The 15,496-nt window shown below is 44.1% G+C and carries 14 protein-coding genes; 13 read left to right on the top strand and 1 reads right to left on the bottom strand.

Features of this window, described 5'->3' with window-relative positions:
• Positions 1–17: 17 nt before the first annotated feature.
• Together NSB28_RS03805 and NSB28_RS03800 are read left to right on the top strand one after the other, a co-directional pair.
• On the top strand, positions 18–746 hold the full coding sequence (locus NSB28_RS03805) for a phosphatase (protein WP_109624122.1): 729 nt from the start codon (positions 18–20) through the stop codon (positions 744–746).
• A 120-nt stretch (positions 747–866) separates the two neighbouring features.
• A complete protein-coding gene (locus NSB28_RS03800; protein WP_109624123.1) occupies positions 867–1,154 on the top strand; it encodes a YerC/YecD family TrpR-related protein in 288 nt (95 codons plus the stop codon).
• Between the two features lie 43 nt (positions 1,155–1,197).
• Here NSB28_RS03800 and NSB28_RS03795 read toward each other — a convergent pair whose 3' ends face one another.
• Positions 1,198–1,815: a DUF1836 domain-containing protein gene (locus NSB28_RS03795; protein ID WP_109624124.1), complete on the bottom strand. Its 618-nt coding sequence runs from the start codon at positions 1,813–1,815 to the stop codon at positions 1,198–1,200.
• A gap of 344 nt (positions 1,816–2,159) precedes the next feature.
• Between NSB28_RS03795 and pcrA the strand changes: the two genes are divergently transcribed.
• The 11 genes from pcrA (at position 2,160) to NSB28_RS03740 (ending at position 15,480) form a co-directional block, all read left to right on the top strand.
• Positions 2,160–4,367 (top strand): DNA helicase PcrA, encoded by a 2,208-nt coding sequence (pcrA, locus tag NSB28_RS03790; protein WP_109624125.1) that lies wholly within the window; start codon positions 2,160–2,162, stop codon positions 4,365–4,367.
• Positions 4,368–4,441: 74 nt separating this feature from the next.
• A complete protein-coding gene (locus NSB28_RS03785) occupies positions 4,442–5,035 on the top strand; it encodes an SH3 domain-containing protein (RefSeq protein WP_109624126.1) in 594 nt (197 codons plus the stop codon).
• A 17-nt stretch (positions 5,036–5,052) separates the two neighbouring features.
• Positions 5,053–6,462 carry an MBOAT family O-acyltransferase gene (locus NSB28_RS03780; protein ID WP_109624127.1) on the top strand — a complete coding sequence of 470 codons (1,410 nt, stop codon included), beginning with the start codon at positions 5,053–5,055 and terminating at the stop codon, positions 6,460–6,462.
• An 8-nt stretch (positions 6,463–6,470) separates the two neighbouring features.
• Positions 6,471–7,529 (top strand): alginate O-acetyltransferase AlgX-related protein, encoded by a 1,059-nt coding sequence (locus NSB28_RS03775; RefSeq protein ID WP_109624128.1) that lies wholly within the window; start codon positions 6,471–6,473, stop codon positions 7,527–7,529.
• Positions 7,530–7,611: 82 nt separating this feature from the next.
• Entirely contained in the window at positions 7,612–8,688 is a 1,077-nt protein-coding gene (rfbB, locus tag NSB28_RS03770) for a dTDP-glucose 4,6-dehydratase (RefSeq protein ID WP_109624129.1), read from the top strand.
• Positions 8,689–8,768: 80 nt separating this feature from the next.
• A complete protein-coding gene (gene rfbA, locus NSB28_RS03765) occupies positions 8,769–9,638 on the top strand; it encodes a glucose-1-phosphate thymidylyltransferase RfbA (RefSeq protein ID WP_109624130.1) in 870 nt (289 codons plus the stop codon).
• Between the two features lie 35 nt (positions 9,639–9,673).
• A complete protein-coding gene (gene rfbC / locus NSB28_RS03760) occupies positions 9,674–10,231 on the top strand; it encodes a dTDP-4-dehydrorhamnose 3,5-epimerase (protein ID WP_109624131.1) in 558 nt (185 codons plus the stop codon).
• Positions 10,232–10,280: 49 nt separating this feature from the next.
• Positions 10,281–11,099 carry an ABC transporter permease gene (locus NSB28_RS03755; protein WP_109624132.1) on the top strand — a complete coding sequence of 273 codons (819 nt, stop codon included), beginning with the start codon at positions 10,281–10,283 and terminating at the stop codon, positions 11,097–11,099.
• Between the two features lie 16 nt (positions 11,100–11,115).
• Positions 11,116–12,459 (top strand): ABC transporter ATP-binding protein, encoded by a 1,344-nt coding sequence (locus NSB28_RS03750; protein ID WP_109624133.1) that lies wholly within the window; start codon positions 11,116–11,118, stop codon positions 12,457–12,459.
• Entirely contained in the window at positions 12,452–14,230 is a 1,779-nt protein-coding gene (locus NSB28_RS03745) for a glycosyltransferase family 2 protein (RefSeq protein WP_257497440.1), read from the top strand. The genes NSB28_RS03750 and NSB28_RS03745 overlap by 8 nt, the downstream gene beginning before the upstream one ends.
• Positions 14,231–14,244: 14 nt before the next feature.
• Positions 14,245–15,480, top strand: a complete 1,236-nt coding sequence (locus NSB28_RS03740) for a rhamnosyltransferase WsaF family glycosyltransferase (RefSeq protein ID WP_109624134.1) — start codon at positions 14,245–14,247, stop codon at positions 15,478–15,480.
• Positions 15,481–15,496: the final 16 nt, after the last annotated feature.

Here is a 15,496-nt window from a genome sequence, read left to right as displayed (position 1 = left end):
AAGAAGGGCAGATACAGATGCAATATGTATTAGATTCTCATACACATACCATAGCAAGCGGACATGCATACAGCACAGTCCATGAGATGGCCGGGGCTGCTGCCGATAAGGGGCTGAAGCTGCTTGGGATCACGGAACATTCTATGGCTATGCCCGGAACCTGCATGGAATATTATTTTATGAACCTGCGCATCATGCCAAGAGAGATCTATGGTGTGGAGGTCATGTTCGGCACAGAGGTAAATGTCATGGATTTTGACGGGAAGCTGGATATGGACGAATACCTTCTGAAGCAGATGGATGTGGTCATCGCAAGCCTCCACACACCCTGTATCAGGCCCGGAACAGCTCAGGAGAATACACGTGCGCTTGTAAAAGCCATGCAGAACCAGTATGTAGATATAATAGGGCATCCTGATGACAGCAGGTATCCCCTCCACTATGAGGAGCTTGTAAAAGCGGCAGGAGAGAACCATGTGCTGCTTGAACTCAATAATAATTCGCTGCATCCCCTGGGAGCCAGGACGAATCCCATACCAAATGATGTGGAGCTGCTCGATCTGTGCATGAAGTATGAAGTCCCGGTTATTCTGGGCAGTGATGCCCATACTCAGGAGGATGTGGGAAATCACTGCTTTCTGGATCCGCTGCTGGAGTGTATGGGCTTTCCTCAGGAGCTGATAGTTAATCGTTCTGTAGAAGAGTACAAAAAGTACATAAACAGATACAGGAAGCGCAGCCAGTAAGTAACTAATTATGTTCTTTACAGTGAAGTTTTAATGTGCTAAAATAACAGGGTAAAAGCAGTTGCTCCACAGGAGACAGCTGCAAATAATACAGATAAGATTATGTAAAGGGGCAGCCTTATGAGTAAAAATATCAGGACAGAGGCCGTGGATCATTTATTTGAGGCCATCTTAAATTTAAAGAATAAAGAAGAGTGTTATCAATTTTTTGAGGATGTATGTACTGTAAATGAGTTACTGTCATTTGCGCAGCGTTTTGAAGTGGCAAAAATGCTGCGTGAGAAGAAAACATATTTGGAGATAGCAGAGAAGACAGGGGCGTCAACAGCGACGATAAGCCGTGTGAACCGTTCTCTTAATTATGGTAATGATGGATATGATATGGTTTTTGACAGGATGGATAAATAGAATTAAAACAGCAGAGTGCCGGATAAACACACTCTGCTGTTTTTTATTCCATATCTTTTTTATTCTCAGGCCCATCGTCGGAAAGTCCGTCAATCAATTTTTCAATTAGCTGCTTTTTGATATATACATCAAAACTGAGCAGGCAGATAAATGAAAAAAACTGCAGTGAATCTTTTTCTTCCGGCGGAGCGTCAGAAAAAGTAGTCAGAGAAGTATTGTATTTGGCAGCGATATCCTTCTGTATTTTTTCCACCTGGAGCTTTTCCAGGCTGAATACCTCATTATAAAGAGCCTCCATGTCCAACTGGCCTTTTGACTGGAAATAGTGTTCAGTGACAGGATTTAGCAGGGCCTGTATGTCATTGAACGAAAGTATTCCTTTGAAATAATAAATAAAGATCAAAACAAGAAGGTGCTCCTTGGAATACTTCTTTTTCAGCGGCGGAGGAAGCAGATTATTTTTTGCATAATTATTTATCATTGTTTTTGTCAGGATCTTATCTTCAGAATGGCGTTTTGACGCAGCCAGATGGGCGTCCATGAAAGTAGTTACCTGATCCATATATAAATCAATGCCAGGGATATCGGAAGGCTTGATATAGTCAATCCTGGAAAGACTGCTCATAATACTGCCCAACATATCTTTTGTATCTATTGTCATTTTAGTCACCTCCATTACATTATATAGTTTTTAATACTAGATGACAAGCCCTTTTTGCTTCCAAATGTAAATTTGATGTCAGGTGTGTTACTGTTCACACGCCACCATCCCGCGAGGTGTTTTCGTGCATATTTGCACGAAAATCCCGAGGGTTGCAGCGCGAAACGGCGGTTTTTGCCGTTTCTGTGCATCGCGGAGCGTGTTACTGGTCACGGAGTGAACAGTAACTCAGGTGTTTTCATATGCATTTATTGATGACAGAACAGGCATTTTGTTATATAATGTAGAGTGGCCGGGCAGATAAGAGCTGTCCGGCCGCAAATATAAAGTCAGGTGGTAAAAAAATGAGTGTTTATGATACATTAAATGACATGCAGCGGGATGCTGTTTTCCATACTGATGGCCCTCTGCTGCTGCTGGCGGGGGCAGGTTCAGGCAAGACAAGGGTGCTGACCCACAGGATAGCGTATCTGATTGAGGAGAAAGGGATCAACCCCTGGAATATTATGGCCATCACCTTTACGAATAAAGCGGCTCAGGAAATGAGGGAGAGGGTTGACAGACTGGTCGGTTTCGGATCTGAGAGTATTTGGGGGTCTACCTTTCATTCCACATGCGTGCGCATTTTGAGAAGGCATATTGAAAGGCTGGGCTTTGGAACAAATTTTACGATCTACGACAGTGATGACCAGAAGACAGTGATGAAAGATGTCTGCAAACGTCTGGAAATTGATACGAAAGTATACAAGGAAAAGATGATCCTTGGAGCAATATCATCAGCGAAAGATGAAATGATATCTCCTGAGGAGTACAGGCTGAATGCAGGCGGGGATTATGGGAAGCAGAAGATAGCACAGGCATATGAGGAATACCAGAAACAGCTGCAAAACAGCAATGCGCTGGATTTTGATGATCTTCTTGTAAAGACAGTTGAACTGTTCCGCATCTGTCCTGATGTTCTGGATTATTATCAGGAACGCTTTAAGTACATTATGGTAGATGAGTATCAGGATACAAATACAGTCCAATTTCTGCTGGTGAGCCTTCTGGCCTCAAAATACCAGAATCTGTGTGTGGTCGGGGATGATGACCAGTCCATTTATAAGTTCAGAGGGGCTAATATTGGAAATATTCTGAATTTTGAAAAGGTGTTCCCGAATGCGCGGACCATCAAGCTGGAACAGAATTACCGTTCTACTAAGAATATCTTGAATGCAGCCAATGATGTGATCAGGAATAATATGGAGCGTAAGGAAAAGCGCCTGTGGACAGATAATGACGAAGGGGATATGCTGGAATGCAGGCAGTTTATGACTGCTTATGAGGAAGCGGAATATATAGCAGGTGATATTTCCCGGCTTGTCAGGGAAGGGGAGTTCCACTATAACGACTGTGCCGTACTTTACAGGACAAATGCCCAGTCACGTATGTTTGAAGAAAAATTCCTGATGGCGAATATCCCATATAAGATAATAGGCGGAATAAATTTCTATGCCAGGAAGGAAGTAAAAGACCTTCTGTCATATTTAAAGACTGTGGATAATGCCAAAGATGATCTGGCTGTGCGCAGGATCATCAATGTCCCCAAACGGGGGATAGGAGCCACGACTCTTGGAAGAGTGCAGGATTATGCTGTGGAGCGGGGCATCAGCTTTTATGACGCTTTAAAGGAAGCGGACAAGATACCTTCCATCGGCAGAAGTTCTGTCAAACTGGCGCCCTTTGTGACATTCATTCAGACGCTGCGCAGCCAGCAGGAGTTTTTATCTGTGCATGAGCTTCTGGGGGAGATCATTGAACAGACTGGCTATGTTAAAGAGCTGGAGGCTGAGGATACGGATGAGGCTAAGGCACGCATTGAAAACATTGATGAATTGATCACTAAGGTGGTATCATATGAGGAAAGCGCAGAGACACCGACCTTGAGCGGTTTTCTGGAAGAGGTGGCGCTTGTTGCGGATATTGACAGCCTTGATGAGGAGAGTGACTATGTTGTGCTTATGACACTCCACAGCGCCAAAGGGCTGGAATTTGCAAATGTGTATATGGCGGGAATGGAGGATGGAATTTTCCCAAGCTATATGACCACAAGTTCGGATGATCCGTCAGATCTGGAAGAGGAGAGACGTCTCTGTTACGTGGGGATAACAAGAGCCATGAAGCGCCTTACACTGACCAGCGCCAGACAGAGGATGATCAGGGGAGAGACCCAGTTTAACAGGGTATCCAGATTTGTGCATGAGATACCGGAAGGACTGGTGGCCGCCACAAATGAGATCCTGCCCAGGATAAAGGAGATGCCGCGCCAAAATGCTTTTGCCCAGGCTAAAAATGCTTTTCTGTCCAGGCCCTTTGAAAATAAGGCGCCGGAACCGAAGAAGGGCGAGGGGCTTGAGTATGAGGTGGGAGATACCGTGCAGCATATAAAGTTTGGAGTCGGGATAGTTGAAAAGATTGCAGACGGCGGAAGAGACTATGAAGTGACAGTTAACTTTGATAAAGCGGGTGTGAAGAAAATGTTTGCTTCTTTTGCTAAGCTGAAGAAGGTCTGAATACTGGTAAACGCATATGCAGCATGTTCACTTGGCTCGCTGCCCGCGGGAATAAACGATAGGAGGAAAGGAAGATGAAAGAATTTAAAGAATGGCTCTCAGATAACCTCAGGTATTTTATGCTGGGGCTGGCAGTTATCATTTTGCTGGTGCTGATTTTCCTTGGTTTCCGGCTGATCAAAAATATTACTTCTGAGCCGGCGGCAAAGACCGGCAGGGAGACGGAAACTTCCAAAGAGACAGAAAGCGAAACACAGCAGGAAACAAAGACAGAGAAGAATACTGAAAAAGAGACAGAATCTGAGAAAGAACAACCGACCCCGGACAGCAGGCAGACTTCTGAGACAGAGCCGGCGGAAACAGAAGAGGTTCAGACACAGGCTCCTGTGACAGAGGCACCCCAGACAGAAGTTGCCCAGACAGAGGCGCCGCAGACAGAAGCACCTCAGACGGATCCTCCTCAGACAGAGGCCGATATTCCGCCGGAACCAGTATATATTACAACCAACGGAGCTGTCTACATCCGTGAGGCACCCAGCTATGAAGGAGAGATACTCGGCGTGCTGGAGGCAGGCCAGACAGTTGAATTTCTAGAAGATGCACAGGGGTGGTACAAAGTGAATGCAGACGGTCTCATAGGTTATGTAGGGGCCAGATTCTTCTATTAAGGAAAGGAAACACGATAATGGTATTTAGTTCCAGTATATTTCTGTGGCTTTTTTTACCAGTTGTATTAGTGCTCTATTATCTGGCCCAGGAAAGATGGCGGAATGTTCTACTATTGGCAGCCAGCCTTTTCTTTTATGCATGGGGAGAACCTGTTTATATATTGCTGATGGTAGTTTCTATCCTGATCAATTATATGTTTGGCTGTATCATGGAGCGGACAGAGGGGGGGACTAAAAAGAAATTTTGGCTGATAACAGCAGTTGTCCTTAACCTGGGCATGCTTGGAGTATTTAAATATGCCGGTTTTGCCGTGGAATCAATTAATAGTATAGCAGGTACTGAAGTATTGCCCCATGTTGAGATCGCTTTGCCTATCGGCATCTCATTCTACACCTTCCAGGCGCTTTCCTATGTGATTGATGTGTACAGGAGGGAAGTAAAGGGACAAAAGAATCTTATATCCCTGGCGCTGTACATATCATTTTTTCCGCAGCTCATTGCCGGGCCTATTGTAAAATACCACGATATAAATGAACAGCTTGGCAGCAGGCAGTGTACCGCTGAGAAATTTTATAAGGGAGTACAGCGGTTTATTTGGGGCCTTGGCAAGAAAATGATTTTTGCGAATACTCTGGCGGGTGCTGCTGATATGATATTTGGCCTTACAACAGCGGAGTTGGGGTTCGGGACTGCCTGGGCCGGGATAATCTGTTACAGCCTGCAGATTTATTATGATTTTTCAGGATACTCGGATATGGCAATAGGGTTAGGAAAGATGTTTGGATTTGAATTTAAAGAAAACTTTAACTATCCTTACGTTTCGAAATCTATCAGAGAATTCTGGCGCAGATGGCATATTTCACTTTCTACATGGTTTAAAGAATACTTATATATTCCGCTTGGCGGCAGCAGAAAGGGCAATGGGCGGACATACATAAACCTGTTTATTGTGTTTTTCTGTACAGGCCTTTGGCATGGCGCCAGCTGGAATTTTGTAATATGGGGAATGTTCCATGGAGTGCTTCTTGTGATTGAAAGGCTGTTTTTGGGAAGGCTGCTGGATAAGAATCCTGTAAAAATTGTGAACCATATTTATGTAATTTTGATGGTTATTGTGGGATGGGTATTTTTCAGGGCAGAAGACTTGTCATATGCTTTGGGCTACCTGCAGGCGATGGTCTCATTTGGAAAGGAAACCTTTTTAGGAGCAGGGGTATTTGTAACGCCGTATATTCTGACTTGTATAGCAGGCGCAGTATTAATGTCCGGAGTACTAAGGGGCAGGATTGAGAGATTTGTCAGGGCGCATATCAACCAGAAGGTTATAGATGTGTCAGAGGTTATCCTGTGTGTATTTATATTGGGGACGGCTGCTGTAATGCTGGGAAGCGGAGCTTATAATCCGTTCATTTATTTCAGATTCTAGGAGGGGCTATGAAACAAAAAATAATAACAGGTATTTTTCTGTGTTTCATATTTAGTTACCTGATCCTGGACCCTGTTTCCAGAAGTGTAAAGGTTGAAAATACTGAAAACAGAAATCTGGCTGTAAGGCCGGAACTGAGCATTGATACATATTCTGATTATGCCGGTGAATTTGAAGCATATTATGATGATTATATCCCATTTAGAAAGTGGCTTAAAAAGATAGAAGCAGTAACGAAAAAAGAGATTTTCCACACGACATCTAATCCGGCCGTTATTCTCGGAAAGGAAGGATGGCTGTTCTACAATTCCAAAGAAGCGGATAAGGATACAGATTCACTGAAGGATTATTCCGGTGAACTATACACCCGGGAACAATTAGGTAAAATTGTAGAGGAAGTTGAAAAGGCCTATGATTATTGTAAAGAGCGGGATATGGATTTTGTTTTTTTGATAGGGCCAAACAAAGAAAGTGTATATAATGAGTACATGCCTGATGCGTACAGGCCGTTATCAGATTATACCAGGACTGTGCAGGCGGTGGATTATATCCTTGAAAATACAGAGATTCCCTGCATCTATCCGCGTGAGGAATTAAAAAGTTATAAAGAAAAGTATCCGCTCTATTATAAGACAGACACCCACTGGAATGCTCTTGGAGGATACGTGGCAGCAATGGAGATATCTGAAAAGTTTAGGCTGGGTCTTCCTGATATTTCGGAAATTTCTTACAGTTCTAAGGTCTGGACTGGTGACCTGCTGAATCTTCTTGGCACAGGGGTAATGATGGACGACAGTATATATTTTATGGATAACAAATATAAAGTCAAACAAACGGATTATGATCAGGAGAGACTGTTGGCACACTATGAGACAGAAGCTCCGGGAGGGAAAAATGTGCTTGTCCTGGGGGACTCTTTTTCAGATGCTCTTGTGCAGCCGCTGGGGCAGTGCTTCAGCCGGATGACTTTTTTAAGGTCCAGATATTATGAATGGGCAGATGTAGAAGATTATGATCTTGTAGTTTATGAGCTTGTAGAAAGGAGCATATCCCTTCTGGCACGATAAAAGATTAAGTGTTGAAGTATAAGAAATTGTCTGTTATAATAAATGAAAATTTATAAAAAAGAAAAGATTCTGGAGGAAAATAATGAGAACTTATCTGGTAACCGGGGGTGCAGGCTTCATCGGTTCTAATTATATTCATTACATGTTTAAAAAATATGGAAATGAGATCAGGATAATAAATGTGGACTGCCTGACATATGCAGGGAATCTGGAGAATCTGAAGGATATTGAAGACAGGGAGAATTATGCTTTTGTTAAGGCTGATATCTGTGATTCAGCTGCCATTATGAAGCTTTTTGAAGAAAATGAAATTGACAGGGTAGTGCATTTTGCAGCAGAGAGCCATGTGGACCGGAGTATTAAGAATCCTGATGTTTTTGTGAAAACGAATGTACTCGGAACCCTTGTTATGTTGAATGCAGCCAAAGCTGCATGGGAACTGCCGGACGGCACATATAAGGAAGATAAGAAGTTTTTGCACGTATCTACAGATGAGGTTTATGGATCTTTGGAGGAAGACGGCGGCTATTTTTATGAGACAACCCCGTATGCACCCCACAGCCCTTATTCTGCAAGCAAGGCATCCTCTGATATGCTGGTCAGATCATATATGGACACATATAAGTTTCCAGCTAATATTACAAACTGCAGCAATAATTACGGACCGTACCAGTTCCCGGAGAAGCTGATTCCGCTCATTATCAATAATGCGCTGCACGGAAAGCCACTTCCTGTCTACGGTGATGGCAAAAATGTGCGTGACTGGCTCTATGTGGAAGACCATGCAAAGGGCATTGATATGGTGCAGGAAAAGGGACGTCTGTTTGAGACTTACAATATCGGCGGGCATAATGAGAAGCAGAATATTGAGATCATCCATATTATACTTGATACTCTGCAGGAAATGCTTCCTGAAGGCGACCCGAGAAAAGAGCTTGTAAGTGAGAAGCTCATTACTTATGTGGCTGACAGGAAGGGACATGACAGAAGATATGCCATAGCTCCTGATAAGATCAAGGCAGAGGTAGGCTGGTATCCTGAGACAAAATTTGAGGATGGTATCCGTCTCACGATCCAGTGGTTTTTTGAGCATGAGGACTGGATGGAGCATGTGACAAGCGGAGATTATCAGAAATATTATAAGGATATGTATCAATAAGGCAGACAGCAGTGCCGTCTTGGCACTGCTATTTTGTCTTGTTATTTAAAAAATATAAATTATCAGGAGGTTAATTGATTATGAAGGGAATTATTTTAGCGGGAGGTTCAGGAACAAGGCTTTATCCGCTTACTAAATCAATCTCAAAACAGATCATGCCCGTATATGACAAGCCGATGATCTATTATCCTCTGTCTATCCTTATGCTGGCTGGCATCAGGGATATACTGATTATATCTACACCCAGGGACCTGCCTGTCTTTAAGGACCTTTTCGGGACAGGGGAACAGCTGGGGCTGAATATGTCATACGCTGTGCAGGAGCAGCCCAGGGGACTGGCGGATGCGTTTATTGTCGGGGAAGAATTTATTGGAGACGACAGTGTGGCGCTTATTTTGGGGGATAATATCTTCTATGGACAGAGCTTTTCGAAAATACTGAAAAAAGTTGCATCCAGGGAGAGCGGAGCTACTATTTTCGGCTACTATGTAAGAGATCCGAGAGAGTATGGGGTTGTGGAGTTTGATGAGGAAGGCAATGCACTCTCCATTGAGGAGAAGCCTGAGCAGCCTAAATCTAATTATGCTGTTCCCGGCCTCTATTTTTACGACAATGATGTAATTGAGATTGCTAAAAATGTAAAGCCCTCCGCAAGAGGAGAGATCGAGATCACAAGTGTTAACAATGAGTATCTGCGCCGTGGTACTCTGAAGGTAGAGACGCTGGGGCGCGGTTTCGCATGGCTGGATACAGGCAACCACGACGCCCTGCTGGATGCGGCTGACTTTGTGGCAGCATTCCAGAAACGCCAGGGACTCTATATTTCCTGCATTGAAGAGATCGCATACAGGCAGGGATTTATAAATAAAGAACAGCTTATGGAGCTGGCTCAGCCTCTGCTGAAGACAGAATATGGAAAGTATCTTGTGGAAGTTGCGGAAGGGCTTTAAATATTACACAAAATAATTATGAAGAGGTTATAAACATGGGAAAGATTACAGTAGAAACATGTGAAATAGAGGGACTGAAAGTTATCACACCTCAAGTTTTCGGGGATGAACGCGGCTATTTTATGGAAACATATAATTATAACGATTATAAAGAGGCGGGGATCGATATGGAGTTTGTGCAGGATAACCAGTCAGCCTCTAAATATGGTGTCCTGAGGGGACTTCATTTCCAGATCAATTATCCTCAGGATAAGCTTGTTAGAGTCGTTTCCGGTGAAGTCTTCGATGTTGCCGTGGACCTGAGGGAGGGCTCTGCCACATACGGAAAGTGGTATGGGGTTGTGCTGTCTGCTGAAAATAAGAAGCAGTTCTTCATTCCGAAGAATTTTGCGCATGGGTTCCTTGTGTTGTCAGAAAATGCAGAATTTGCATATAAGTGTACGGATTTCTATCATCCCAATGATGAAGGCGGACTTGCCTGGAATGATGCTGAAATCGGTGTTCAGTGGCCGATAAAGGAAGGCATGGAGCTGATCATTTCTGACAAGGATCAGAAGTGGGGAAGCTTTGCGGAATATAATAGCGGTAAATAATTGTGGGGGCAAACGATTATGAATCCCGGACAGAAAAGGATAATTTTTTATGAGTGGTATGAAAGATAACAAGAAATTGATTATGTATCTGGCTAAGAATGATTTTAAAACCAGGTTTGCCGGCTCGTATTTTGGTGTCATCTGGGGCTTTATCCAGCCCCTGGTGACTATACTGCTGTACTGGTTCGTTTTCCAGCTGGCTCTCAAGGCCGGTCCGGTGGCAAACACAGATATACCCTTCGTGCTCTGGCTTATGGCGGGTCTTGTTCCCTGGTTTTTCTTTTCAGAAGCGGTCATCAATGGAACAAATTGTTTTATGGAGTATAATTATCTTGTGAAAAAGGTGATGTTTGAGATTAAGATCCTGCCGCTGGTCAAGGTCCTTTCATCTTTATATGTGCATGTATTTTTTGTCGGCGTCCTGATCATTGCATACGCTGTGGCGGGATATTTCCCTGGCATCATTGTGATACAGGTTATTTATTACTCGGCTTCTATGGTTGCCCTGTCCCTGGCTATTTCTTATCTGACAGCTTCTGTGGCAGTGTTTTTTAAGGATACCACCCAGATCGTGGGGATATTCATGCAGATCGGTGTATGGATGACTCCTATCATGTGGGTCTTTTCTGATATGATAGCAAGAGTGAGCAATCATTCGGAGATGCTTGGAAAAGTGGTGTCTGTGATTTTGAAATTAAATCCCATGTTCTATATTGTACAGGGATATAGAGATACAATGATCGACGGTGTCTGGTTTGTACAGCGTCCCGGAATGACTCTTTATTTCTGGGCTTTTGTGGCTGTGATGCTGTTAATAAGCAGAAAAGTATACGGAAAGCTGAAACCTCATTTTTCCGATGTATTATAGTGATGGAGAGAAGTCTATGGATGAGATTGCAATAAAAGTATCACATGTCTCGAAGGTGTACAGGCTTTATGACAAGCCGACGCTGAGATTTAAGGAAGCGTTCAGTATCAGCAAGAAGCAGTACCATAAGGATTTTCATGCATTAAACGATATATCCTTTGAGGTGAAAAAGGGTGAGATGCTGGGAATCATTGGTAAAAACGGGGCGGGCAAATCAACTGTACTGAAGATCATTACAGGGGTGCTTACGCCAACAGCGGGAACTGTTGAGATCAATGGAAAAATATCAGCGCTGCTGGAGCTGGGGGCCGGATTCAATCCGGAATACAACGGGATACAGAATGCGTATTTAAGCGGCACTATGATGGGTTTCTCTGAAGCAGAGATGGATGAAAAACTGGAAGGGATTTTGAAATTTGCAGATATTGGGGATTTTATCCACCAGCCGGTCAAGACATATTCCAGCGGAATGTTTGCCAGGCTGGCTTTTGCTGTTGCCATAAGCGTGGATCCTGATATCCTGATCATAGATGAAGCGCTCTCAGTCGGTGATGTATTCTTTCAGGCAAAATGCTACAAGAGGATGGAAGAGCTTAAAAACAGCGGAAAGACTGTGCTGTTTGTCACTCATGATATGGGAAGTGTCATGAAGTACTGTAAACGATGTATCATTATTAATGACGGGCAGCTGTATGCAGAAGGTCCTACTAAGGAAATGATCGACTTGTATAAGAAGATCCTCGTTGGACAGGCCCCTGACGCATCAGTGCTGGAGGGCCATATGAACGGCGGGGCGCCGGAAGGACAGAGCCTGGAAAAAGCTTCACATGCATCAGGAGGAACAGGCAGTATATCTGATACGGACAGCAGCTGCTGGAAGGATTATATGCTTATTAATCCCAACCATGAGAATTATGGAGACGGAAGAGCCGTCATTGAGAGCTTTGGCATCTTTGATGAGGAAGGCATGATAACAAATACTATTTACAAGATGACTGAGTTTACGATCAGGATGAAGGTGCGCTTCAATGCCAGGATTCAGAATCCCATATTTGCATTCAGCATCAAGGATCTGAAGGGCAATGAAATATCAGGCACCAATACAGTCATTGAAAAGGTGGAGACGGGAGTAGCGGAAGCAGGAGAGACAGCAGAAATTTCATTTACACAGAAAATGATTCTTCAGGGAGGACAGCAGCTGCTCTCCCTGGGATGCACGGGCTATGAGCAGGACGAGCTTGTAGTCTATCACAGGCTGTACGATATCTGCTGCATCCAGGTGATATCTGACAAGACAACAGTGGGCTTTTGCGACATGGATTCCAGGGTCCATTACAGGAGGGACAATCTGCATGGCTAAGATGAGGAAGTTTTTTGCCATGGCCTGGCTGTGTATCCGCAGGCCCGGCACTCTTTTTAAAGGCATAAAATATTTGAAAAATAACGGGATAAAAGGCTTCCTCAGCAATATGAAAAGCAGGGCGGCATTTGAAGTGTCCCCTGAATCTGGTCAGTGGGAAGTAAAGCCGGAAAAGGGTCCTTTCCATGGTGATATTTTATTTTCAATCCTCATGCCGGTATATAATGTAGAAGAAAAATGGATCCGCAAGGCTATAGATTCGGTGAAAGCCCAGACTTATCTGGAATGGGAGCTTTGTATCGCTGATGACTGTTCCACTAAGGAGGAGACAAGGGAATTCTTAAGAAATATAAAGGATGAGCAGATTCATGTGACATTCCTGGAAAAGAACGGCGGCATCTCCAGAGCAACAAATGAGGCAGCGGGGCTTGCAAAGGGGGATTATATCCTCCTGATGGACAATGACGATGTGCTGGCACCCCATGCCCTCTATGAGTTCTATAAAGAAATCAAAAAGTCGGATGCTGATATTATTTACAGTGACCAGGATATTATAGATCAGTATGACTGCCACAGGGAGCCATTGCATAAACCGGATTTCTCCATGGACCTGCTTCTTGGCCAAATGTATATCGGACATCTGCTGGGCTTTAAGCGGTCTCTGTTCGAAGCGTCAGGGGGATTTCGTAGTGAATTTAACGGGAGCCAGGACTATGACCTGATGCTGAGGATGAGCCGGAGGGCAGAGAAAATAGCACATATACCTAAAATTCTGTATTCCTGGAGGGATTTGCCAAGCTCTACGGCAGCTAATCCGGAGTCTAAGCCATATGCCCAGACAGCGGGGCTGCGCGCCGTGCAGGAGTATCTGGACAGTGTATATCCGGAAGGGGCATCCGCATCCGAGACGGAAGCGCTGTTTGTCTATGACGTCAGGTATCCTGTCATGAAGCCGGCGAAGGTGTCAGTTATCATGCCTACAAAGGATCATGCAGACCTTCTTAGGGCTGTTATAAAAAGCATTGAGGAGAAGACGGATTATCCTGATTATGAGATCCTGATCCTGGATAATAATTCAAAGGAGCAGGAGACCTTCCGGTGCTTTAAAGAGCTTCAGGAAGCATACAGCAATGTAAAGGTGATCGATGCACCGTTTAAATTCAACTGGTCTAAGCTGAATAATCTGGGAATTACTAAAGCTTCAGGAGATGTTTTTATTTTTATGAATAACGATATGGAAGTCATATCACCGGAATGGATGCAGCGGCTGGCTGAGAAAGCCCTGAGAAAAGGCACGGGCGTAGTGGGTGGGCTGCTCTTATATGAGGACGGCACGATCCAGCATGCAGGTGTTGTGACAGGGATAGGCGGCTGGGCTGACCATATATTCAAAGGTATGAAGCCGGTCCACTATGGTTCACCCTTCATTTCTCCAATGGTTACCAGAAATGTCACTGCTGTGACAGGGGCATGTATGGCCATATCAAGAGAGACAATTGAGCGGATCGGGAATTTTGATGAGGAATTTATCGTATGCGGCAGTGATATAGAAATCTGTATCAGGGCCATAAACAGAGGTCTTGTAAATGTATATGACCCATATGTGAAGCTGTATCATTATGAATCCAAGAGCAGGGATGCCAGGGATATCCCTGAGGTGGATTTCCAGCTGTCTTATCAGATGTATAAGAACTATCATAACCATACTGACCCTTACTATAATATCAATCTGGATCCGGAGAGCTGCATACCCCGCAGAAGAAATGGGTAGAAGGGAATAATATTATGAAAAACTTAGTCAAAGGTATTATCAGGAAAGCTGCCAATGTGGCGCTGGATAAAACGACGCCGCTGGATACAAATGTGGCGGAAATAACTCCATATACATTCAGAAAGACAGAATTTCCCCGGAAGAGGATCAACCTTCTGGTTCCTTCTGTCAATCCGGAGCATGTGTTCGGAGGTATTTCCACTGCACTGAAATTTTTTGAGGAGCTGGCTGCAAAGACGGGATATGACAGGAGGATCATTCTGGTAGATTCTCCGCCTACAGAAGAAGCCCGGAAAAAATATGGCACAGATTATACCTTCCTGGAGCCTGAACAGGACAGTACTGACAGGGCACAGATAGTGCCGTACAGCAACAGGTATGGAAGGCAGATAGGCGTGTCTGATAAAGATATTTTTATGTTTACAGGCTGGTGGACAGCCCATTGTGCCCAGGAAGCCTGTGAAGAATTTGAAAAAAAAGAGGGGATTGCGCCCCGGCCTTTTATAAATTTTATACAGGATTTTGAACCTGGATTTTATCCATGGTCAACCAGGTATCTTTTAGCTGAGGCTTCTTACAAGAACAGGTATCCCCAGATCGCCATATTTAATACAGGGCTTCTGAGGGATTATTTCAAGCTTAACGGCTTCCGTTTCCAGCATGAATATGCATTTGAGCCTGTTTTGAATGCGAGTCTGAAAGAGGAGCTTTATAAGGCGGGGGACACTCTGGATAAAAAGAAGCAGATCCTCCTTTACGGCAGACCGGGAACTGAGAGGAATGCTTTTAATCTGATCGTGGCTGCCCTGAAAAAATGGGTTTGGATGCAGAAGGACATTGGTGAGTGGGAAATCTATTCTGCGGGAGAGCAGCATGAAGATGTAGATCTTGGAAACGGCAAAGTGATCCATTCAGTGGGTAAGCTTACTTTGAAGGGATATGCGGATATCTTAAAAGAGTCATATGCGGGCATCTCACTGATGGCATCCCCTCATCCGAGCTATCCGCCGCTGGAGATGAGCGTATTCGAGGTGAAGGTGATCACGAATACTTTTGCCAATAAGGACCTGAAGGATTTTAATGACAATATCATATCACTTGACAATATCAGTCCCAACTGCGTGTCGGCAAGGCTGATGGAAATCTGTGACGGATATACCCCAAAAGTGCCCCACAGGATCGTAAACAAAGACTATTGTGAGAATGCAGATATTTTTTCCTTTATCAGCGAGATAAAAGAGCTGCTGTAAACAGAAGGAGGCGTAA

It is taken from the genome of Murimonas intestini (assembly GCF_024622195.1).
Classification (GTDB): Bacteria; Bacillota; Clostridia; order Lachnospirales; family Lachnospiraceae; genus Murimonas; species Murimonas intestini.
The sequence above is the reverse complement of the archived record's forward strand: the minus strand, read 5'-3'. Positions and strand labels throughout refer to the sequence as shown.

What these genes read in the sequence shown, in the direction of transcription:
- NSB28_RS03785 (WP_109624126.1), top strand. Translation starts at nt 4,442, where the DNA reads ATGAAAGAATTTAAAGAATGGCTCTCAGATAACCTCAGGTATTTTATG.
- rfbB (WP_109624129.1), top strand. Translation starts at nt 7,612, where the DNA reads ATGAGAACTTATCTGGTAACCGGGGGTGCAGGCTTCATCGGTTCTAAT.
- NSB28_RS03755 (WP_109624132.1), top strand. Translation starts at nt 10,281, where the DNA reads ATGAGTGGTATGAAAGATAACAAGAAATTGATTATGTATCTGGCTAAG.
- NSB28_RS03775 (WP_109624128.1), top strand. Translation starts at nt 6,471, where the DNA reads ATGAAACAAAAAATAATAACAGGTATTTTTCTGTGTTTCATATTTAGT.
- NSB28_RS03740 (WP_109624134.1), top strand. Translation starts at nt 14,245, where the DNA reads ATGAAAAACTTAGTCAAAGGTATTATCAGGAAAGCTGCCAATGTGGCG.
- NSB28_RS03745 (WP_257497440.1), top strand. Translation starts at nt 12,452, where the DNA reads ATGGCTAAGATGAGGAAGTTTTTTGCCATGGCCTGGCTGTGTATCCGC.
- rfbC (WP_109624131.1), top strand. Translation starts at nt 9,674, where the DNA reads ATGGGAAAGATTACAGTAGAAACATGTGAAATAGAGGGACTGAAAGTT.
- rfbA (WP_109624130.1), top strand. Translation starts at nt 8,769, where the DNA reads ATGAAGGGAATTATTTTAGCGGGAGGTTCAGGAACAAGGCTTTATCCG.
- pcrA (WP_109624125.1), top strand. Translation starts at nt 2,160, where the DNA reads ATGAGTGTTTATGATACATTAAATGACATGCAGCGGGATGCTGTTTTC.
- NSB28_RS03805 (WP_109624122.1), top strand. Translation starts at nt 18, where the DNA reads ATGCAATATGTATTAGATTCTCATACACATACCATAGCAAGCGGACAT.
- NSB28_RS03750 (WP_109624133.1), top strand. Translation starts at nt 11,116, where the DNA reads ATGGATGAGATTGCAATAAAAGTATCACATGTCTCGAAGGTGTACAGG.
- NSB28_RS03800 (WP_109624123.1), top strand. Translation starts at nt 867, where the DNA reads ATGAGTAAAAATATCAGGACAGAGGCCGTGGATCATTTATTTGAGGCC.
- NSB28_RS03780 (WP_109624127.1), top strand. Translation starts at nt 5,053, where the DNA reads ATGGTATTTAGTTCCAGTATATTTCTGTGGCTTTTTTTACCAGTTGTA.
- NSB28_RS03795 (WP_109624124.1), bottom strand. Translation starts at nt 1,815, where the DNA reads ATGACAATAGATACAAAAGATATGTTGGGCAGTATTATGAGCAGTCTT.